We start from the raw sequence: 20600 nt of genomic DNA, 5'->3' as shown, positions 1-20600 counted from the left end.
AGGTGTCCCTCCTTTACTAAAGATGGTAAAAGAATAAGGTTGCGCAACAATTGTACAACCTGTAAATATTTCTAATGCATATTTATACGAAACGTATTTTAAAATATAAAAACGTCGTTAGTATCCGAGATAGAGTTTTCGACAAAATAACACATGTGGACAACTATTTACCAACATGTGATTTAAACTATCCACATGTTATACACAAATTGTGGATAAAATAAAGGTGTGGAAAACTTATTCAAAGTGAAAACACAACTATAATATCAAAAAAAAGCAGCTATAGCAATGAATTTAAGAAAGTTATCCACAAAATCAATACCTTGTGGAATAAACTTGTCCACAACACGATATACTGTGTAAAAGTAAAAAAAGAGTTTGTGGATACAAAAAAGAGAAAATAAATTTATCCACAAGGAAATATAGGGACTGTGAAAAAGTATGTGAATAGGTTAAAAATGAATATTTGATGAAAATTTCGAGAACCATTGACATTTTCCTATTTGATTTACTATAATTTATTAGACTGTCTTTAACAGATATTCCTCAGGGAGGTGTCATATAATGAAAAGAACTTACCAACCAAATAAACGTAAGCGCAGCAAAGTACATGGTTTCCGCAGCCGTATGAGCACAGCAAACGGACGTAAAGTGCTAGCAGCTCGTCGTCGTAAAGGAAGAAAAGTATTATCTGCGTAGACCACTGATCGTTCAGTGGTCTTTTTTTCTAATAATAATGAGTTTCCGCTGATGAAATACAGGAGTGTCAAATGATATGAAGAAAAAAAATCGTATAAAAAAGAATGATGAATTCCAGGCTGTTTTCCAAAAAGGACAATCGAATGCCAATCGCCAGTTTGTTGTATACAAATTAGATAAAGAAAAACAGCCGCATTTTCGCATTGGTCTTTCTGTTAGTAAGAAAATAGGAAATGCAGTAGTGCGTAATCGAATTAAGCGTATGATCCGCCAATCGATTATAGAATTAAAAGATGAGATAGATTCTGGAAAAGATTTTGTTATAATAGCAAGGAAGCCTTGTGCAGAGATGACATATGAAGAGTTAAAGAAAAGCTTAATTCATGTCTTTAAACGCTCTGGTATGAAAAGAATAAAAAAGTAGCGTAAGGAAATGAATTACACTATATACATACCGAAACAAGGAGGAGCAGGCTTTGAAAAAGAAAATAGGTTTATTAGCCATGGTTATTATGTTAATGGCAATCGCTACCGGCTGTAGTGAAACAAATCAGCCGATTACACCGAAAAGCACAGGGATTTGGAATGAATATTTCGTATACCCGCTTTCTCAGTTAATCACGTATTTTGCAAATTTATTTGGCAGTAATTATGGTTTAGCAATCGTTGTTACAACTCTTATCATTCGTTTTGCATTATTACCATTAATGATTAAACAAACGAAGAGTACGAAAGCAATGCAGGCGTTACAACCAGAAATGGTGAAATTAAAAGAAAAGTACAGCTCAAAAGATCAAGCAACACAACAAAAATTACAACAAGAAATGATGCAGTTGTACCAAAAAAATGGTGTAAATCCATTAGCAGGATGTTTACCAATATTTGTTCAGATGCCTATCCTATTCGCTTTTTATCATGCGATTATGAGAACGGCAGAAATTAGTAAACATACATTTTTATGGTTTGATTTAGGACAGGCAGATCCTTACTATATCCTTCCAATCGTTGCGGCTATTACGACTTTTATTCAGCAAAAGCTTGCAATGGCAGGAACGGCTGGGCAAAATCCGCAAATGGCAATGATGATTTGGCTTATGCCAATTATGATCTTAGTCTTTGCAATTAACTTCCCAGCAGCACTATCATTGTACTGGGTAGTTGGTAATATCTTTGGTATCGCTCAAATGTATCTGATCAAAGGGCCTGAAATTAAGGCTAGTAAGGCAGGAGGATCAAGCAAGTGAGTATAATTACTGCTAAAGGACAAACAGTCGAGCTGGCAGTACAAGATGCTTTAAGACAATTAAATGTTTCGAAAGATCGAGTAGATATAAATATTATCGATGAGGGTAAGAGGGGATTCCTAGGTTTATTTGGGAATCGCCTCGCTGTAGTAGAAGTTGTATTGAAAAAAGATCCAATCCAAGAATGTGAAGAATATTTAAAAAATGTTATTCAAAATATGGGTGTGGAAGTTGAGATTAGAAAAATTGTAAAAGGACGCGAAGTTGAATTTACAATTTCTGGTGAAAACATTGGTGTTTTAATTGGCAAAAGAGGTAATACGTTGAATTCTTTACAGTATTTAACAAAGCTTGTTGCGAATCGTAATACAAAGCAATATATTGGTATTACACTGGATGCTGAAAACTATCGTAGTAAAAGAAAAACTACGTTAGAATCTCTTTCTTATCGATTGGCAAAACAAGTAGTGAGTACGAAAAAAAGAGTTGTTCTAGAACCAATGCCTTCTTTTGAACGAAAAATTATTCACCAAGCATTATCTAATCATCAAAATATCATTACAACTTCTGAAGGGAAAGAACCACATCGGTATGTTGTAATATCTTCCAAGTGACCGGTTACTCAATTGAGTGCCGGTTTTTTTGAGGGGAAAATAAATGTGGATAACTAAAAAACACTAGATTTATCCACTGTGAATAAGTTTAGTGTTTTTTACATAAGGACATAATAAAATGAGTTATTATTCTTTTGTAGATAGGTTCGTTATGGTATCCTAATAATTTAGTGACGGAAAAAATTCATGTTGAAATAGAGATAAATAAGCAAGTGAGGTGAAAGGACATGGAATTTGATACAATTGCCGCAATTTCCACAGCACTTGGGGAAGGTGCAATTGCCATTGTTCGAGTAAGTGGGGATGATGCGATTGAGAAAGTCGATCGTATTTTTAAAGGGAAGGATTTAACACAGGTTTCTTCTCATACAATTCATTATGGTCATATTGTCGATTTAGATACAAATCAAGTTATTGAAGAAGTTATGGTATCCATTATGCGTGCACCAAGGACTTTTACGCGTGAAAATATAGTAGAAATTAACTGTCATGGTGGGCTTGTTTCGGTAAATAAAGTATTACAGCTTATTTTAGCACAAGGAGTACGACTGGCAGAGCCTGGTGAATTTACAAAACGTGCTTTTTTAAATGGACGTATTGATTTGTCACAAGCAGAAGCTGTTATGGACTTAATCCGCGCGAAAACAGATCGTGCTATGAATGTAGCGATTAACCAAATGGAAGGACGATTATCTAAATTAATCGGCCATCTGCGTCAAGAAATATTAGAAACATTAGCTCATATTGAGGTGAATATAGATTACCCAGAATATGATGATGTAGAAGAGATGACGCATAATATTTTAATTGAGAAAGCTACACATGTCCGTGCTGAAATTGCAAAGATATTAGAAACATCGAAGCAAGGAAAGATTTTACGTGAAGGCATTTCTACCGCGATTATCGGTAGACCTAACGTTGGGAAATCATCGCTATTAAATAGTCTTGTTCAGGAGAAAAAGGCAATTGTAACTGATATTGCAGGAACAACTCGTGATGTTATTGAAGAGTACGTTAATGTGCGTGGTGTACCACTTAAACTTATAGATACAGCCGGAATTCGTGAAACGGAAGATATTGTTGAACGAATTGGTGTAGAGCGTTCGAAGGAAATGATGAGCCAAGCAGACTTAGTGTTAATTGTAGTGAACTATAGCGAGGCTTTAACAAATGAAGATGAGGATCTATTCCGTGCCGTACAAGGAAAAGATTTCATTGTCATTGTAAATAAGACAGATTTACCGCAAGAAATTGATATGGAACGTGTTACAGATTTAGCGGTAGGCAATCGTGTTATTACAACATCTTTAATTGAGGAGCAAGGAATAGATGAGCTTGAAAAGGCAATAGCTGATTTATTCTTTGAAGGAACAATTGATTCTGCGGATATGACATACGTGTCTAATGCGAGACATATCGGATTATTAACACAAGCAGGAAGAACAATTAACGATGCAATTGAAGCGATAGAAAATGGTGTTCCGATTGATATGGTTCAAATTGATTTAACAAGAGCGTGGGAAATACTTGGTGAAATTACTGGTGATACTGTCCATGAAAGCTTAATTGACCAATTGTTCTCTCAATTTTGTTTAGGAAAATAAAGTAAAACTTTAATCAGAGATGATTTAGTAAGATAGAGGTTATTAGGAGGAATAAACAATGGGATACAATGCCGGTTCATATGATGTCATAGTAATCGGTGCAGGTCATGCAGGATGTGAAGCTGGTCTTGCGGCAGCACGAATGGGCTCAAAAACATTAATGTTAACAATTAACTTAGATATGGTAGCGTTCATGCCATGTAACCCTTCTGTTGGTGGACCAGCAAAAGGGATTGTTGTTCGTGAAATTGATGCATTAGGCGGAGAAATGGGACGCAATATTGATAAAACACATATTCAAATGCGTATGTTAAATACGGGTAAAGGACCAGCTGTACGCGCGCTTCGTGCACAAGCTGATAAATTCTCTTACCAGCATGAGTTAAAGAAAACAATTGAAGAAACACCAAATTTAACGTTGTTTCAAGGTTTGGTAGAGCGTTTAATTGTTGAAGATGGTGTATGTAAAGGGGTAATTACACAAGCTGGTGCTGAATACACAGCGAAAACAGTTGTAATTACAACGGGAACATTTTTACGTGGTGAGATTATTATGGGAGATTTAAAATATTCAAGTGGTCCAAATAATCAGCAACCATCTATTACGTTATCTGAACACTTAGAGGAACTTGGTTTTGATCTTGTTAGATTTAAAACAGGTACACCTCCCCGTGTAAACAGTAATACGATTGATTATAGTAAAACAGAAATTCAACCAGGTGATGATAAGCCACGTGCTTTCTCTTTTGAAACGACAAAATTTATTATGGATCAAATTCCATGTTGGTTAACGTATACAAGTACAGAAACACATCGTTTAATAGATGAAAACTTACATCGCTCAGCTATGTATTCTGGTATGATTAAAGGAACAGGGCCTAGATATTGCCCTTCAATTGAAGACAAGGTAGTAAGATTTAACGATAAACCACGTCATCAAATTTTCTTAGAGCCAGAAGGACGTAATACGCAAGAAGTATATGTACAAGGCTTATCGACGAGTTTACCAGAAGATGTACAGCGTGCAATGCTTAGAACAATTCCTGGCCTGGAAAATGTTGAAATGATGCGTACGGGTTATGCAATTGAATATGATGCAATTGTACCAACTCAACTATGGCCAACACTTGAAACGAAAAAAATTAAAAATTTATATACAGCAGGACAAATTAATGGGACTTCTGGTTACGAAGAAGCGGCAGGACAAGGGCTTATGGCTGGAATTAATGCAGCGTGTCGTTCTTTAGGTAAAAAAGAAGTTATTTTAGGTCGCGCTGATGCATATATTGGTGTCTTAATTGATGATCTTGTAACGAAAGGCACAAATGAACCATACCGTTTATTAACGTCTCGTGCAGAATATCGTTTATTATTACGCCATGATAATGCAGATCTTCGTCTAACTGAGGTTGGGCGTGAAATTGGTTTAATTAAAGAAGATCGTTATGAGAGATTTACAAATAAAAAACTACAAATTGAACAGGAAAAGGAACGGTTAGAGAGTATTTTTATTAAACCGCGTCCTGAAGTTCAAGAATTAATTCGTAGTATTGGTGGAAGCGAATTGAAAGATGGAATACGTGCAAGTGACTTATTACGTCGTCCAGAGATGACATATGAGCATATTCATCTTTTAGTACCAAGTGAATTAGAATTAAATGATGAAATTACAGAACAAGTTGAAATTCAGATTAAGTACGAAGGATATATCGAGAAGTCTTTACAGCAAGTAGAGCGTATGAAGAAAATGGAAAACAAAAAAATTCCTGTGGATATTGATTATGATGCGATTTCTAGCCTTGCCTCAGAAGCGAGACAGAAATTGAAAGATGTTCGTCCGCTTTCGATGGGGCAAGCTTCACGTATTTCTGGCGTAAATCCAGCTGATGTTTCCATTTTGCTTATTTACATTGAACAAGGAAAAATTGCACGAGTATCGAACCAATAACATAGTAAGGAGATATTGCTAGATGAACATAGAACAATTTCAATCTATGCTAGAAGAGAAGGGTATTTCCCTCTCTTCTAGACAGTTAGAGCAGTTCGAAATCTACTTTGAAACGTTAGTAGAGTGGAATGAAAAAATGAACTTAACGGCTATTACGGAGAAAGAAGAAGTATACTTAAAACACTTTTTTGATTCTGTTACAGCGGCTTTTTATTATGATTTTTCGAAACCATTTTCTATTTGTGATGTTGGAGCAGGAGCTGGATTCCCAAGTATCCCTTTAAAAATCTGTTTCCCGCACTTAAAAGTAACAATCGTAGATTCATTACAAAAACGTATTAATTTCTTAAATCACTTAGCGCAAAAGTTAGAATTAAGTGATGTTGCATTTTGTCATGATCGTGCTGAAACATTTGGAAAAAAAGAAGATGTACGTGAAGCATACGATATTGTAATGGCACGTGCAGTTGCACGTCTTTCTGTATTAAGTGAGCTATGTTTACCACTTGTAAAAGTAGGGGGAACATTCATTGCAATGAAAGGTGCAGCGGCGAACGAAGAAATCGAAAATGGAAAATATGCTTTAGAGGTACTTGGCGGAGAATTGAAAGAAATGTCTACGTTCCAATTACCGTTTGAAGAAAGTGAGCGTAATATTTTATTAATCGAGAAAAAGCGCAAGACACCAAAGAAATATCCACGCAAACCGGGAACGCCCAATAAATTACCTATTGAAAAATAAATCTTATTAGACGTAAGATTAAATTATATAAATGAAAACGTAAATGTTTCATAGGAAACATTTTATGTAGAACAGTCAATAGGCCTAAAAGGTGGTGGAATATGTATGAAAAATACGTTTTCTCGTTTATTTGGCTTTGGAGATAAAGAGAGCGAATTCGAATTACAAGACGAAAGCCATGAAGAAATAGCTAAAAAGGTATATGAAGAAATACAGGAAATTCCGATAGTAAACATTACCCCTAACCGTTATCAACCACGGACAGTTTTTGACGATGCACGTATTGAGGAGCTAGCATTAACGATCCGTACACATGGGCTTATCCAGCCGATTGTTGTGAGACAGTATGAGGATGATAAGTACGAGATTATTGCCGGGGAAAGGCGTTTCCGCGCAGCAACAAAGTTAGGGTGGGAAAAAGTTCCTGCAATAATAAAGAATTTAAATGATACTGAGACAGCTTCTGTAGCGTTAATTGAAAATTTGCAGCGTGAGGAATTAACAGCAATTGAGGAAGCTGTGGCATATCAAAAGCTGATTGAGTTACATAATTTAACACAAGAAGCATTGGCACAACGACTTGGAAAAGGACAATCGACAGTCGCAAATAAATTGCGATTATTAAAATTGCCTGAAGAAGTCAAAAGTGCCTTATTAGAAAAAAGTATTACAGAACGGCATGCTCGCGCCCTTATTCCTTTGAAAAATGAGGAATTACAACTGAAGGTTTTACAAGAGATTGTGGAGAAGCAATTGAATGTAAAGCAAACAGAAGAACGAATTGCAAAGTTACTAGAAGAAGTAAAACCAAAGCGCAAAGCGAAGCAAAAAGCAGTAAGTCGAGATGCGAGAATTGCCATGAACACAATTAGACAATCATTACAAATGGTTGCTAACAGTGGTTTGAATGTTAATTCTGCGGAAGAAGAGTTTGATGAATACTATCAAATTACGATTAAAATTCCGAAGAAAAAATAATTACGTGCTAGAGACCTTATCCTATTGGAGAGGTCTCTTTTACTATATTTTCTTGTTAAAGCAAGAAGGAGTTTAGAAATAAATTTTGAAGTTTAATAAGGACGTAAAAGAAAAACTTTTATTTCATGTTACAATAAATATAATTGTTTCTAGAATAAGAAAGGTTGAAAGTAGGTGACATCATGGGAAAAATCATTGCTATTGCTAATCAAAAAGGCGGTGTTGGAAAAACAACAACATCCGTTAATTTAGGGGCTGGATTGGCACAAGTAGGAAAAAAAGTCCTTCTCGTAGATATTGATGCTCAAGGAAATGCAACGACTGGTGTAGGGATTGAAAAGTCTGAATTAGATCAATGTATTTATAATGTTCTTGTCGAAGATGCAGATGTTCAAGGTGTTATACGGAAAACCGCAACTGAAAACTTAGATGTTTTACCCGCTACAATTCAATTGGCTGGTGCTGAAATTGAATTGGTACCAACCATTTCCCGGGAAGTACGCTTGCAAAGAGCATTACAGCCAATTCGTGATGAATATGAGTATATTATTATTGACTGTCCCCCATCCTTAGGATTATTAACGATTAATGCATTAACAGCAGCAGATTCTGTTATTATTCCTGTACAGTGTGAATATTACGCGCTGGAAGGGTTAAGTCAGCTATTAAATACAGTTCGACTTGTGCAAAAGCATTTAAATAAAAATTTAGCAATTCAAGGTGTATTGTTAACGATGTTGGATGCTCGTACAAATTTAGGAATTCAAGTTATAGATGAAGTGAAAAAATACTTTAGGGATAAAGTATATCGTTCGATTATTCCTCGTAATGTTCGCTTAAGTGAGGCACCAAGTCATGGAAAACCAATTATGCAGTATGACGCTAAATCAAGAGGAGCAGAAGTATATTTAGATTTAGCAGAGGAAGTGATTGCAGGTGGCTAAGGGATTAGGAAGAGGAATCAATGTGTTTTTTCCAGATTTAGATGTGAAAGAAGAAGAAACGATTCAGGAGATTATCGTAACTGAATTAAGGCCGAATCCATATCAACCACGTAAACATTTCAATAAAGAAGCGATTCAGGAATTAGCGGCGTCTATTAAAGAGCACGGTATATTGCAACCGTTAATTGCTCGAAAGAGTATTAAAGGATATGAAATAGTTGCGGGTGAAAGAAGATATCGTGCTGCTAAAGAGGCCGGACTTGAGAAGGTGCCTGCTGTCGTAAGGCAATTAAATGAGCAGCAAATGATGGAATTTGCTTTGCTTGAAAACTTACAACGAGAAGATTTAAATCCTATGGAAGAGGCAATGGCATATCAGATGTTAATGAACGAGCTAAATGTGACACAAGAACAATTAGCAAAACGTCTTGGTAAAAGCAGGCCTTATATCGCAAATTATACTCGATTGTTAAGCCTCCCTTCATTCGTTCAAGATATGATTGCAAACGGTCAGCTTTCAATGGCTCATGGAAGAACTTTACTTACAATAAAAGATGAAGAACAGTTGAAATCTTTATTGAAGCGAATTGAAAAAGAAGGACTGAATGTTCGCCAATTGGAACAAATTGTCCAGGAAATTAATCAACGTGTTTCACGTGAAACACAACAAGTGAAAAAAGAAAGAAATATATTTTTTGTAGAGCGTGAAACATTTTTAAGAGAAAAGTTTGGTACGGATGTAAAAATCAAAGAAACGAAAAAAGAAAAAGGTAAAATCGAAATCGAATTTTTTAATAAAGAAGATTTAAATCGAATTTTAGAATTATTATCAAAGGGAAATTAAAAAGCAAACCATCTTATTGTTTATAGATGGTTTGCTTTTTTTAATGCAGATAATTTTTGGTCTGTTTCTTTTATACTTTGTGCAATTACATCAGCCATCTTCATGACTAAACTTAGTCTTGTATTTTGAAGTACGAAAAACTCCATGAAACCATTTAAATTTACGATGCCATGAATATGCAGATCACCAATTTCAGGTAATTTCTTATTCATCGCAGCTCCAGGTTTACTGGGGCCCTTTCCGGTAGTTATAGAACCGATACTTTGAGATTTTCCTAAACATGCATCAACAGCAATAATAAATGAAGTAGGGTTTTCTTTCTGTATATTCTGAATTTTATCTTCTAAGTTTAGTGCATGTATTGGTTCGTCTAGTGTGCCGAATACTTGAAGGTTTTTGATTTCAATTTGTTCTAGTTTAGTACCAACTAATGGACCAAGTGCATCACCGGTGGAACGGTCTGTTCCGATACAAACGAGAATGAGTGGCATATTAGTCTTAATGGGAATATGGGAAAGTAAGAAATTACTGATTGTCTCAGAGGCTTCTAAGTCATGATGCATAACATTTTGAGTTTCTTTTTCAAAAAAAGGTAAGCGAAAACTTCTAATATTCATGAAGCACCCATCCTTTTAATAAATTTTCACAATATGTTATATGGTGTATGAAATGGAAAATTATAAGTGCATACTTTTTGCAAACTGTGAATGAAAACAGAAATAATAGTACTAGTATATATATATTCGTTTCATTTTATACCTGAATGGAAGTTAACAAATGGAATTAAAGTCATAAATTTTTTTCAGAAATCAGAGAGAGTTCTGATACAATAATAAGGATAACTAAAAAGAAATTTTAGCTGGAGAGGTAGAGGGACATGGATTTAGCGTTGAAATGGTTTCAGTCCATTGATTGGACGAATATAGGTGTGAAATCACTAAAAATAATCGTTATTTTAATACTTGGTGCAATCGTTGTGCGAGTTGCGAGGGCAATTGTACGAAATGCGTTTCGTATGGGAAGCCGTTCGCCGATTCAAATTTCAGAACGTCGTACAGTTACGGTAGCGAAGTTGCTTGAAAATATTGTGGCATACGTTGTTATGTTCATTATGTTAATTGCAATTTTAGGTGTGTTTGATATTAATGCGTCAGGTCTATTAGCCGGTGCTGGGGTAATTGGTTTAGCAGTCGGTTTTGGTGCACAAAGTTTAGTTAAAGATGTTATTACAGGATTATTTATTTTGTTAGAGGATCAATTTTCAGTAGGTGATTATGTAAGGATAGGTCAATTTGAAGGAACCGTTTTGGAAATAGGACTACGTACAACGAAGATGAAGAGCTGGACAGGTGAAATTCATATAATACCAAATGGTAGTATTGTACAAGTAACGAACTTTTCCGTTAGCAATAGTGTAGCATTTGTTGATGTATCTATTTCTTATGAAAGTGATATAGTACGAGCGGAGCAAGTTATTGAAGATTTATTAGTTGAATTACCAGAAAAATATGAGAAGATGGTAACAACACCTCAATTGCTAGGTGTTCAAACATTGGCAGCGTCTGAAGTTGTATTACGTGTTATTGCTGAAGTTGAGCCGATGCAGCATGCAGTTATTGCGAGGGCTCTTCGCAAAGAGATTAAAAATCGTCTTGATTTACATGGGATTGAAATTCCATACCCACGTATGGTTTTATATAGTCGCGAAGAATTAGTTAGTGAAAAAGCAATTTAATAGTGGGAGGGATTTGGAGAATGGAGCAAAAGCAATATAACTTGTACGATGTTGTGGAAATGAAGAAAGCCCATCCATGTGGTGAAAATCGCTGGAAGATTATTCGTATGGGAATGGATATCCGCGTTAAGTGCGAGGGGTGTGACCATTCGGTAATGATTCCTCGAAGAGAGTTTGATCGTAAGGTAAAAAAAATACTTGTGAAGCATGAAGAATAGTGAAAAAGCAACAGCTGCAGTAGACAGCCGTTGCTTTTTTTCATTTGGTGGAAACTTGTCATTTTTTTCGTTACTATCTATAATGATGAAAGATTGAGACATAGGAGTGAAAAATATGGGATTAACGGCTGGGATTGTTGGATTACCTAACGTAGGGAAGTCCACTTTATTTAATGCAATTACACAAGCAGGAGCAGAATCTGCGAACTATCCATTCTGTACAATCGATCCAAACGTAGGGATTGTAGAAGTACCAGATGAGCGTTTAAATAAATTAACGGAATTAGTAGAACCGAAAAAAACTGTTCCAACTGTATTCGAATTTACTGATATCGCAGGTATCGTAAAAGGTGCGAGTAAAGGTGAAGGGTTAGGAAATAAATTCTTATCTCACATTCGTCAAGTAGATGCAATTTGCCAAGTTGTTCGTTGTTTTGAAGATGAAAATATTACGCATGTTTCAGGAAAAGTAGATCCAATTGATGACATTGAAACAATCAACTTAGAGCTAATCTTAGCGGATTTGGAATCTGTTGATAAACGTATCGAACGAGTTGCGAAGTTAGCAAGACAAAAAGATAAAGAAGCTGTATATGAGCATGAAATTTTAGTTCGTTTAAAAGAAGCTTTCGAAGAGGGAAAACCAGCTCGTACTGTTGAATTTACAGAAGAGCAAATGAAGATTGTTAAAGGCCTTCATTTACTTACAACGAAAGAAATGCTATACGTAGCAAACGTAAGTGAAGATGATATTATGGATCCTTCTGACAATAAATATGTACAAATGGTAAAAGAATTTGCAGCAAATGAAAATTCACAAGTAATTGTTGTATGTGCAAAAATCGAATCAGAAATTGCTGAGTTAGATGAGGAAGAGAAGAAAGTATTCCTTGAAGAACTAGGTATTGAAGAATCTGGTTTAGATCAATTAATTCGCGCTGCATATGACTTATTAGGACTTGCTACTTACTTCACAGCTGGTGTGCAAGAAGTACGTGCATGGACGTTTAAACAAGGTATGAAAGCACCACAATGTGCTGGTGTTATTCATACGGACTTTGAACGTGGATTTATTCGTGCGGAAACAGTTTCTTATACTGATTTAATGACAAATGGCTCTATGACAGCTGCAAAAGAAGCTGGAAAAGTACGTTTAGAAGGAAAAGAGTATATCGTAAAAGACGGAGATGTTATGCACTTCCGCTTTAACGTTTAATTTAATATTTCCTAGGAAAAATAAAGATATGGACTTGGCAAATATATTATATGTTTGCCAAGTTTTTTACGTATTGGTGAGTTGATTCATATAACTTACTATGATATAATCTAAACTCGTGAGTAATTACTATAAATTAATTGCTCCTTGCCCATTATGGGCCGTTTAGACCAAAAGGAGGTGAAAGTGTAATGAGAAAGTACGAAATTATGTACATCATTCGTCCTGGCGTTGAAGAAGAAGCTCAAAAAGCTTTAGTTGAACGTTTTGCAGGTGTTTTAACAAACAATGGTGCAGAAATCATTAACACGAAAGAGTGGGGTAAGCGTCGTTTAGCTTACGAAATCAACGACTTACGTGAAGGTTTCTACATGATCTTAAACGTGAACTCTAACGCAGAAGCGATTAACGAATTCGACCGTTTAGCTAAGATCAACGAAGACATCCTTCGTCATATCGTTGTTAAAGAAGAAGAAAAATAATTGATATATAAGGGAGAGTGGTTCGATTGATGAATCGTGTTATCCTCGTTGGTCGTTTAACTAAGGACCCTGACTTACGTTACACGCCCAATGGTGTTGCAGTAGCTACTTTTACGTTAGCTGTGAATCGCGCATTTGCGAATCAACAAGGTGAGCGTGAAGCTGACTTTATTAATTGTGTAATATGGCGTAAACAAGCAGAAAACGTGGCAAATTATTTGAAAAAAGGTAGCTTAGCAGGCGTAGACGGACGTCTTCAAACTCGTAATTACGATGGACAAGATGGTAAACGTGTATATGTAACAGAAGTTCTTGCGGAGAGCGTACAATTTTTAGAGCCGCGTAATGGCGGTGGGGAGCAACGTGGTTCATTCAATCAGCAACCATCAGGAGCTGGTTTCGGTAACCAAAGCTCTAACCCATTTGGTCAATCTAGTAATCCCGGTAACTCAGGTAACACTGGTAACTCTGGATTTACGAAGAATGACGATCCATTTTCGAATGTTGGTCAACCGATTGACATTTCGGACGACGATTTACCATTTTAATGGTATGAATCGGATATTTTTAACAAAGAATGGAGGGAATAGACATGGCAGGACGCAAAGGTGGACGTGCGAAGCGTCGTAAGGTGTGTTTCTTCACATCTAACGGCATCACTCGCATTGACTATAAAGATGTTGATTTATTAAAACGTTTCGTTTCTGAGCGTGGTAAAATTTTACCTCGTCGTGTAACAGGAACAAGCGCGAAATACCAACGCAAACTTACAGTTGCAATTAAACGTGCTCGTCAAATGGCACTTTTACCATATGTTGGTGAATAATAGCGTATGAAATGCACAGTAGAGTCGGACTCTACTGTGCATTTTGCTATGCTTTTCTTTTTTTGAGAGAGAGGTTAGATGATGAAAAATACAAGATTTATTACTGAGGGTGCAGCGTTATTGGCTACATATGCTATTTTGTTACTTGTATCTAGGTATGTTCCAATTTTAGGCACAATGGTAACGTTTGTGTTGCCGTTACCATTTATATTATTAACAGTAAGACATAAACTATCTAATATACTCGTGATTTTTGTAGCGGCACTTTTTATTACAGTTATTGTGAGTCAGCCGATTGGTCTCATAAAGACAGTGATGTTTGGGTTAATAGGTGTCGTATTAGGATATATGTATAAAAAAGGGAAAAAACCAGTGGAGATATTGATAGCTGGAACGCTTGCGTATTTAATTGGTATAATGCTCATTTATGTTGGAAGTATAAAATTTTTCAACATAGATTTAATGAAGCAAATGCAAAATATATTTAGTGAAAGCGTGGCGCAAAGTGAAAAGATAGCAAATGCTGCTGGTATGCCAGTTAGTAAGGAACAAAAAGAGTTACTTGCACAAATGAATGATATATCACAAACGTTACTTCCAAGTATACTTGTGCTAGTTTCTGTATGTTTTTCTTGGATTACAGTGCTAATATCAGGTAGTGTTTTGAGAAAGTTAAAGCACGACGTTACACCTTGGCCTAAATTTAAAGATATACAATTGCCAAAGAGTATTGTCTGGTATTACGTCATATTTATTTTGTTAGCAACTTTTATAAAAGTAGAACCAACATCATATTTACATATGGTATTTTCTAACCTATATGTAATCTTTGCTTTGCTGCTCGTCTTGCAAGGGTTAACGTTTATCACCTTTTTAGCACACAGAAAAGGTTTTACGAGAGGTATTCCTATTATTAGTTTTATTATATGTATGTTTATTCCAATGCTGTTTCCTCTTGTGACAATCTTAGGTATAATTGATTTAGGGATTTCATTGCGTTCTAAAATAGGGGAATAAAATAATATTCCTTACACTATTTTAATTTGTTTAACTAACTGGAAGGTGAGTTAGTTTTACTTTATAGGAGTTGTATACATGCCTGAATTTTATAAGAAACAGTGGTTTTTATATCCTGTTTACGTATTGGCATTTTTTGTGTTGGTGCTAATCTCGATTCTCTGTTATTTCCACTTAATTATGGGGATATCTTCCTTTTTTGTTTTTAGCATCGTTTTCTTTTTAGTTATACGATTTGAACTTACCTTTCAAAGGAACTTTGAAAAGTATACGACAGATATGATTACTAGGGTAAAAAAAGTGAGTAACGAAGCATTCAACCAGATGCCAATTGGTATATTGTTATACAATAAGGAGTATGGGATTGATTGGGCAAATCCTTACTTGTCTTCATGTTTGGGGCAACACGCATTAGCTGGGTGGCATCTGTACGATGTATCAGAAACATTACTCCTTTTTATTAAAGGAGAGACTTCTGATGATATAGTATCTTTAAATAGTCGGAAGTTCCGTGTGTTTGTAAGGAAAGAAGAAAAACTAATTTATTTTTTTGATGTAACTGAGCAAACAGAGATTGAAAAAATGTATGAGGATCAGCGCACTGTTTTGGCTGTTATTTATTTAGATAATTACGATGAAGTTACACAAGGGTTAGATGATCAATTACGTACGAATATAACAAGTCTTGTGACGTCACGTCTAAATGAATGGGCCGTTAAGTATGGTGCATATTTGAAACGTGCATCTTCAGAAAGATTCTTCGTTGTACTAAATGAAAGTATTTTAGCGCAAATGGAGAAAGGGAAATTTAGTATTTTGGATCAAGTGCGTGAAGAAACGTCAAAAAGGAATATACCACTTACATTAAGTGTTGGTGTTGGCTCAGGTGATTTACCTTTATCGGAGCTTGGAGCGATGGCTCAATCTGGTTTAGACCTTGCATTAGGACGAGGAGGAGACCAAGTAGCTATTAAACAAGCAACGGGTAAAGTTAAGTTTTACGGTGGCAAGACGAACCCGGTCGAAAAGCGTACTCGTGTACGTGCTAGAGTTATTTCGCATGCATTAAAGGATTTAGTATTAGAAAGCAGTAATGTCATTATAATGGGGCATAGAGCCCCTGATATGGATGCGATTGGTGCAGCGATTGGTATTTTAAAGGTAGCTCAATTAAATGAGCGCAAAGGATATATTGTATTAGATGAAAATGATTCTGATAAAGGAATCAAACGTTTGATGGATAAAGTGAAACAAAATGAAGAGTTATGGTCACATTTTATTACACCAGGGCAAGCGATGGAATTTGCAAATGATGATTCATTACTTGTTGTTGTTGATACGCATAAACCTTCAATGGTGATGGATGAAAAACTGTTACATAAGATTGAAAATGTAGTAGTTATTGACCATCATCGCCGTGGAGAAGATTTCATTGAAGATCCATTACTTGTTTATATGGAGCCATACGCTTCTTCAACGGCAGAGCTTGTTACAGAGTTACTTGAGTATCAACCGAAAAATTTAAAGATGACCATGTTAGAAGCAACGGCATTGTTAGCTGGTATTATTGTTGATACGAAAAGTTTTACATTCCGTACAGGCGCTCGTACATTTGATGCCGCTTCTTATTTACGCTCGCATGGCGCAGACACTGTACTTGTACAAGAACTTTTAAAAGAAGATATGGGTCAGTATTTACGAGTTGCAAAAGCCATTAAAAATGCGTACATTTATAAAAATGGAATTGCGATTGCTAAAGTTGATGGTGATGAATATTATGACCAAGTACTTATTGCACAATCAGCAGACACATTATTGACAATGACAGGTATCATTGCATCATTTGTTATTGCAAAACGTGGAGAAAATTTCATTGGAATTAGTGGTAGATCTTTAGGTGAATTGAATGTACAGCTAATTATGGAAAATTTAGGAGGTGGCGGGCATTTAACAAATGCAGCCACACAAATGAAAAATGTTACAGTAGATGAAGCGGAGGAGAAGCTTCGATTTGTTATTGATGACTATTTACAGGGAGGCACACAATCATGAAAGTAATTTTTCTAAAAGACGTAAAAGGTAAAGGTAAAAAAGGAGAAATAAAAAACGTACCAGACGGTTATGCAAATAATTTCTTACTAAAACAGGGGTTAGCTGCCGAAGCGACAAACAGCAGTGTGAAAACTTTAGATGCTCAAAAGCGCAAAGAGGAAAAAGATGCAGCAGCAGAGCTTGAAAATGCAAAACAATTAAAAGAAACACTAGAGAAATTAACTGTAGAATTAAAGGCAAAATCTGGAGAAGGTGGCCGTTTATTTGGTTCTATTACAAGCAAACAAATTGTAGATGCAATGCAAAAATCACACAAGATTAAACTTGATAAACGTAAATTTGAAATGGACGATGCAATACGTGCATTAGGTTATACAAACGTCACTGTAAAATTGCATCCGCAAGTAACAGCGGCAGTAAAAGTTCATGTTAGTGAACAATAAAAATAAATTGAGCAAGGAGGATTGCGCATGAGTGATGTACTGGCTGATCGTACCCCTCCGCATAATATAGAAGCAGAGCAGGCGGTTTTAGGGGCTATATTGATTGATCAAGATGCATTAACGTCAGCATCAGAGCTGTTACTACCTGACTCGTTCTATCGAACGAAACATCAAAAGATTTTTGAAGTCATGCTTGGGTTGTCTGATAAGGGAGAACCAATCGACTTAGTAATAATGACATCAGCGATGGCTGATCAAGGGTTACTAGAAGAAGTTGGTGGGGTTTCCTATCTAGCAGAATTAGCAGAAGTTGTTCCAACAGCTGCTAACGTAGAATATTATGCACGCATCATCGCTGAAAAGGCACTTTTACGTCGCTTAATTCGAACGGCAACTCATATTGTATCGGATGGATACGAGCGAGAAGATGATGTGGATGGCCTTTTAAATGAGGCTGAGAAAAAAATATTAGAAGTATCACATCAAACAAATGCAAAAGCATTCCAAAACATTAAAGATGTTCTTGTAGATGCTTATGATAAAATTGAACTTTTGCATAATCAAAAAGGTGAAGTTACCGGGATACCAACTGGATTTACTGAATTAGATAAGATGACCGCGGGTTTTCAGCGAAATGATTTAATCATTGTAGCAGCTCGTCCGTCGGTGGGGAAAACTGCATTTTCATTAAATATCGCACAGAACGTAGCGACGAAAACGGATGAAAATGTAGCGATTTTTAGTTTGGAGATGGGCTCTGATCAGCTTGTTATGCGTATGCTTTGTGCAGAAGGAAATATTGATGCGCAAAGACTTCGTACCGGTTCATTAACTTCTGATGATTGGGCGAAATTAACAATGGCGATGGGTAGCCTTTCGAATGCTGGTATATATATTGATGATACACCAGGGATTAAAGTAAATGAGATTCGAGCAAAATGTCGTAGATTAAAGCAAGAACAAGGTCTTGGGATGGTTTTGATTGACTATTTACAGCTTATTCAAGGAAGTGGGAAATCAGGAGAAAACCGTCAGCAGGAAGTATCTGAGATTTCTCGTACATTAAAAGGGATTGCACGTGAATTGCAAGTACCTGTTATCGCCTTGTCGCAGTTATCTCGTGGTGTAGAATCTCGTCAAGATAAACGTCCGATGATGTCTGACATTCGTGAATCAGGAAGTATCGAGCAGGATGCTGACATTGTAGCCTTCCTATATCGTGAAGATTACTATGATCGTGAAACAGAAAATAAAAATACAATTGAAATTATCATTGCAAAACAACGTAATGGTCCAGTAGGTTCAGTAGAGCTTGCGTTTGTTAAGGAATTTAATAAATTCGTCAACTTAGAACGCCGCTTTGAGGATGGACATGCACCGCACGCATAAAGGCAGTATAAAAAAGAAACACATTTCTTATAATAAGATGTGTTTCTTTTTTTTTATATGAAAGATAGGGCTTTCATAAGGTGAATATGTAATTCTTACGAACGAAAACGTTTTTCGATAAAAAAATGTTCGCTTTTTGGTTGACTTCTCTTTCTGTTTTGGTACAATTATATTGTTTGAATAGATCGTTTGAAAATTGCGGAGGTGCTTTAATAATGTCTTCAGTAGTAGTTGTAGGAACACAATGGGGCGACGAAGGAAAAGGTAAAATCACTGATTTTCTTTCTGAGCATGCGGAAGTAGTTGCAAGATATCAAGGTGGAAATAACGCGGGACATACAATTGTTTTCGGCGGAGTTAAATATAAATTACACTTAATTCCATCTGGTATTTTCTATAAAGAGAAAATTTGTGTAATCGGAAACGGCTTAGTAGTAGATCCGAAAGCATTACTTGAAGAGTTAAAATACTTACATGATCGTGGTGTAAGTACTGATAATTTACGTGTAAGTAACCGTGCGCACGTTATTTTACCTTATCACTTAAAACAAGATGAGTTAGAAGAAGCGAGTAAAGGTGATAACAAGATCGGTACAACGAAAAAAGGTATCGGTCCTGCATATATGGATAAAGCTGCTCGTATCGGTATCCGTATGGCTGATCTTTTAGACCGTGAAGCATTTAAAGAGAAGCTTGAGCGCAATTTAGTGGAAAAAAATCGTTTGTTTGAAAAAATGTACGATACAGAAGGTTTCAGCGTAGAAGAAATCTTTGAAGAGTACTTCGAATACGGACAACAAATCGCACATTACGTATGCGATACATCTGTCGTATTAAATGATGCACTAGATAACAATCATCGTGTATTATTTGAAGGTGCACAAGGTGTTATGCTTGATATCGACCACGGTACGTATCCATTCGTTACATCTTCTAACCCAATTGCTGGTGGTGTAACAGTTGGAACTGGAGTTGGTCCTGCGAAAGTTACTCGCGTTGTAGGTGTATGTAAAGCATATACAAGCCGTGTTGGTGATGGTCCATTCCCTACGGAACTTAATGATGAAATCGGTCATCAAATTCGTGAAGTTGGTCGTGAATACGGAACAACAACTGGTCGTCCGCGCCGCGTAGGTTGGTTTGATAGCGTTGTTGTAAGACATGCACGTCGTGTTAGTGGTTTAACAGACTTATCATTAAACTCTATCGATGTATTAACAGGTATCCCAACTCTTAAAATTTGTGTTGCTTACAAATACAACGGAGAAGTTATCGATGAAGTTCCAGCTAACTTAAACATTTTAGCGAAATGTGAGCCTGTATACGAAGAGCTTCCAGGTTGGGAAGAAGATATTACTGGTGTAAAATCATTAGACGAGCTTCCTGAAAATGCACGAAAATACGTAGAACGTGTTTCTGAATTAACAGGAATCCAATTATCTATGTTCTCAGTTGGACCAGATCGTAATCAAACAAATATCGTTCGTAATGTATACGAAGCTTAATTGATATAAAAAATTGATTTTTTTAAGAAAAAACTCATGTTTTCATGAGTTTTTTCTTATCTTTTATAAAAAAATAAAAAAAGGTATTGCAAAAATAAAA

Annotated in this window: 22 protein-coding genes; 21 read left to right on the top strand and 1 reads right to left on the bottom strand. The window is 36.0% G+C overall.

The window, feature by feature from the left end; genetic code table 11:
- The first annotated feature begins 564 nt into the window (after window positions 1-564).
- The 10 genes from rpmH (at window position 565) to spo0J (ending at window position 9617) form a co-directional block, all read left to right on the top strand.
- Window positions 565-699, top strand: a complete 135-nt coding sequence (rpmH, locus tag EXW56_RS26250) for a 50S ribosomal protein L34 (protein ID WP_000831901.1) — start codon at window positions 565-567, stop codon at window positions 697-699.
- 76 nt (window positions 700-775) lie between these two features.
- Window positions 776-1123 carry a ribonuclease P protein component gene (gene rnpA / locus EXW56_RS26245; protein ID WP_002089963.1) on the top strand — a complete coding sequence of 116 codons (348 nt, stop codon included), beginning with the start codon at window positions 776-778 and terminating at the stop codon, window positions 1121-1123.
- Between the two features lie 52 nt (window positions 1124-1175).
- Window positions 1176-1943, top strand: a complete 768-nt coding sequence (gene spoIIIJ, locus EXW56_RS26240; protein WP_002113235.1) for a YidC family membrane integrase SpoIIIJ — start codon at window positions 1176-1178, stop codon at window positions 1941-1943.
- A complete protein-coding gene (gene jag, locus EXW56_RS26235; RefSeq protein ID WP_002113234.1) occupies window positions 1940-2557 on the top strand; it encodes an RNA-binding cell elongation regulator Jag/EloR in 618 nt (205 codons plus the stop codon). Before spoIIIJ ends, jag begins: the two co-directional genes overlap by 4 nt.
- A 227-nt stretch (window positions 2558-2784) precedes the next feature.
- The gene (mnmE, locus tag EXW56_RS26230; protein ID WP_002034990.1) at window positions 2785-4161 is read left to right on the top strand and encodes a tRNA uridine-5-carboxymethylaminomethyl(34) synthesis GTPase MnmE; all 1377 of its coding nucleotides are present in this window, start codon (window positions 2785-2787) and stop codon (window positions 4159-4161) included.
- A 58-nt stretch (window positions 4162-4219) separates the two neighbouring features.
- Window positions 4220-6109 carry a tRNA uridine-5-carboxymethylaminomethyl(34) synthesis enzyme MnmG gene (gene mnmG / locus EXW56_RS26225; RefSeq protein WP_002113233.1) on the top strand — a complete coding sequence of 630 codons (1890 nt, stop codon included), beginning with the start codon at window positions 4220-4222 and terminating at the stop codon, window positions 6107-6109.
- A gap of 22 nt (window positions 6110-6131) precedes the next feature.
- Window positions 6132-6851 (top strand): 16S rRNA (guanine(527)-N(7))-methyltransferase RsmG, encoded by a 720-nt coding sequence (gene rsmG, locus EXW56_RS26220; RefSeq protein WP_002198683.1) that lies wholly within the window; start codon window positions 6132-6134, stop codon window positions 6849-6851.
- Between the two features lie 105 nt (window positions 6852-6956).
- Window positions 6957-7829, top strand: a complete 873-nt coding sequence (noc, locus tag EXW56_RS26215; protein WP_002113232.1) for a nucleoid occlusion protein — start codon at window positions 6957-6959, stop codon at window positions 7827-7829.
- Between the two features lie 182 nt (window positions 7830-8011).
- A complete protein-coding gene (gene soj / locus EXW56_RS26210) occupies window positions 8012-8773 on the top strand; it encodes a sporulation initiation inhibitor protein Soj (protein ID WP_002113231.1) in 762 nt (253 codons plus the stop codon).
- Window positions 8766-9617, top strand: a complete 852-nt coding sequence (gene spo0J / locus EXW56_RS26205) for a stage 0 sporulation protein Spo0J (RefSeq protein ID WP_171902578.1) — start codon at window positions 8766-8768, stop codon at window positions 9615-9617. Before soj ends, spo0J begins: the two co-directional genes overlap by 8 nt.
- Before the next feature lie 20 nt (window positions 9618-9637).
- On the opposite strand, the gene yyaC is transcribed toward spo0J, so the two are convergent.
- Window positions 9638-10234 carry a spore protease YyaC gene (gene yyaC, locus EXW56_RS26200; RefSeq protein ID WP_098988891.1) on the bottom strand — a complete coding sequence of 199 codons (597 nt, stop codon included), beginning with the start codon at window positions 10232-10234 and terminating at the stop codon, window positions 9638-9640.
- Between the two features lie 260 nt (window positions 10235-10494).
- Here yyaC and EXW56_RS26195 point away from each other — a divergent pair, with 260 nt between their 5' ends.
- The 11 genes from EXW56_RS26195 (at window position 10495) to EXW56_RS26145 (ending at window position 20500) form a co-directional block, all read left to right on the top strand.
- A complete protein-coding gene (locus EXW56_RS26195) occupies window positions 10495-11352 on the top strand; it encodes a mechanosensitive ion channel family protein (protein WP_002113229.1) in 858 nt (285 codons plus the stop codon).
- Between the two features lie 20 nt (window positions 11353-11372).
- Window positions 11373-11570: a DUF951 domain-containing protein gene (locus EXW56_RS26190; protein WP_000436054.1), complete on the top strand. Its 198-nt coding sequence runs from the start codon at window positions 11373-11375 to the stop codon at window positions 11568-11570.
- Window positions 11571-11685: 115 nt separating this feature from the next.
- Window positions 11686-12786, top strand: a complete 1101-nt coding sequence (ychF, locus tag EXW56_RS26185; protein WP_002130188.1) for a redox-regulated ATPase YchF — start codon at window positions 11686-11688, stop codon at window positions 12784-12786.
- 191 nt (window positions 12787-12977) lie between these two features.
- Complete coding sequence (gene rpsF / locus EXW56_RS26180; protein WP_001233781.1) at window positions 12978-13268, top strand: 30S ribosomal protein S6; 291 nt, start codon at window positions 12978-12980, stop codon at window positions 13266-13268.
- A 26-nt stretch (window positions 13269-13294) separates the two neighbouring features.
- The gene (gene ssb, locus EXW56_RS26175; RefSeq protein WP_002113227.1) at window positions 13295-13816 is read left to right on the top strand and encodes a single-stranded DNA-binding protein; all 522 of its coding nucleotides are present in this window, start codon (window positions 13295-13297) and stop codon (window positions 13814-13816) included.
- 44 nt (window positions 13817-13860) lie between these two features.
- A complete protein-coding gene (gene rpsR / locus EXW56_RS26170) occupies window positions 13861-14094 on the top strand; it encodes a 30S ribosomal protein S18 (RefSeq protein WP_000918874.1) in 234 nt (77 codons plus the stop codon).
- Window positions 14095-14175: 81 nt separating this feature from the next.
- Window positions 14176-15111, top strand: coding sequence for a YybS family protein (locus EXW56_RS26165; protein WP_002198684.1), 936 nt, complete (start codon window positions 14176-14178; stop codon window positions 15109-15111).
- A 78-nt stretch (window positions 15112-15189) separates the two neighbouring features.
- The gene (locus EXW56_RS26160; protein WP_002113224.1) at window positions 15190-17163 is read left to right on the top strand and encodes a DHH family phosphoesterase; all 1974 of its coding nucleotides are present in this window, start codon (window positions 15190-15192) and stop codon (window positions 17161-17163) included.
- Window positions 17160-17606 (top strand): 50S ribosomal protein L9, encoded by a 447-nt coding sequence (gene rplI / locus EXW56_RS26155; RefSeq protein WP_002113223.1) that lies wholly within the window; start codon window positions 17160-17162, stop codon window positions 17604-17606. Before EXW56_RS26160 ends, rplI begins: the two co-directional genes overlap by 4 nt.
- A gap of 27 nt (window positions 17607-17633) precedes the next feature.
- Window positions 17634-18995 (top strand): replicative DNA helicase, encoded by a 1362-nt coding sequence (dnaB, locus tag EXW56_RS26150; protein WP_002113222.1) that lies wholly within the window; start codon window positions 17634-17636, stop codon window positions 18993-18995.
- A 215-nt stretch (window positions 18996-19210) separates the two neighbouring features.
- Window positions 19211-20500, top strand: coding sequence for an adenylosuccinate synthase (locus EXW56_RS26145; protein WP_002113221.1), 1290 nt, complete (start codon window positions 19211-19213; stop codon window positions 20498-20500).
- Window positions 20501-20600 lie beyond the last annotated feature (100 nt).

Source organism: Bacillus mycoides (assembly GCF_018742245.1).
Lineage (GTDB): Bacteria > Bacillota > Bacilli > Bacillales > Bacillaceae_G > Bacillus_A > Bacillus_A cereus_U.
The sequence above is the reverse complement of the archived record's forward strand: the minus strand, read 5'-3'. Positions and strand labels throughout refer to the sequence as shown.

Excerpts from the sequence above, each read along its gene's own strand:
- rpsR (WP_000918874.1), top strand. The coding sequence starts at position 13,861 with ATGGCAGGACGCAAAGGTGGACGTGCGAAGCGTCGTAAGGTGTGTTTC.
- yyaC (WP_098988891.1), bottom strand. The coding sequence starts at position 10,234 with ATGAATATTAGAAGTTTTCGCTTACCTTTTTTTGAAAAAGAAACTCAA.
- rplI (WP_002113223.1), top strand. The coding sequence starts at position 17,160 with ATGAAAGTAATTTTTCTAAAAGACGTAAAAGGTAAAGGTAAAAAAGGA.
- rnpA (WP_002089963.1), top strand. The coding sequence starts at position 776 with ATGAAGAAAAAAAATCGTATAAAAAAGAATGATGAATTCCAGGCTGTT.
- EXW56_RS26160 (WP_002113224.1), top strand. The coding sequence starts at position 15,190 with ATGCCTGAATTTTATAAGAAACAGTGGTTTTTATATCCTGTTTACGTA.
- noc (WP_002113232.1), top strand. The coding sequence starts at position 6,957 with ATGAAAAATACGTTTTCTCGTTTATTTGGCTTTGGAGATAAAGAGAGC.
- EXW56_RS26190 (WP_000436054.1), top strand. The coding sequence starts at position 11,373 with ATGGAGCAAAAGCAATATAACTTGTACGATGTTGTGGAAATGAAGAAA.
- mnmE (WP_002034990.1), top strand. The coding sequence starts at position 2,785 with ATGGAATTTGATACAATTGCCGCAATTTCCACAGCACTTGGGGAAGGT.
- rpsF (WP_001233781.1), top strand. The coding sequence starts at position 12,978 with ATGAGAAAGTACGAAATTATGTACATCATTCGTCCTGGCGTTGAAGAA.
- rsmG (WP_002198683.1), top strand. The coding sequence starts at position 6,132 with ATGAACATAGAACAATTTCAATCTATGCTAGAAGAGAAGGGTATTTCC.
- EXW56_RS26145 (WP_002113221.1), top strand. The coding sequence starts at position 19,211 with ATGTCTTCAGTAGTAGTTGTAGGAACACAATGGGGCGACGAAGGAAAA.
- EXW56_RS26165 (WP_002198684.1), top strand. The coding sequence starts at position 14,176 with ATGAAAAATACAAGATTTATTACTGAGGGTGCAGCGTTATTGGCTACA.
- EXW56_RS26195 (WP_002113229.1), top strand. The coding sequence starts at position 10,495 with ATGGATTTAGCGTTGAAATGGTTTCAGTCCATTGATTGGACGAATATA.
- ychF (WP_002130188.1), top strand. The coding sequence starts at position 11,686 with ATGGGATTAACGGCTGGGATTGTTGGATTACCTAACGTAGGGAAGTCC.
- rpmH (WP_000831901.1), top strand. The coding sequence starts at position 565 with ATGAAAAGAACTTACCAACCAAATAAACGTAAGCGCAGCAAAGTACAT.
- mnmG (WP_002113233.1), top strand. The coding sequence starts at position 4,220 with ATGGGATACAATGCCGGTTCATATGATGTCATAGTAATCGGTGCAGGT.
- dnaB (WP_002113222.1), top strand. The coding sequence starts at position 17,634 with ATGAGTGATGTACTGGCTGATCGTACCCCTCCGCATAATATAGAAGCA.
- soj (WP_002113231.1), top strand. The coding sequence starts at position 8,012 with ATGGGAAAAATCATTGCTATTGCTAATCAAAAAGGCGGTGTTGGAAAA.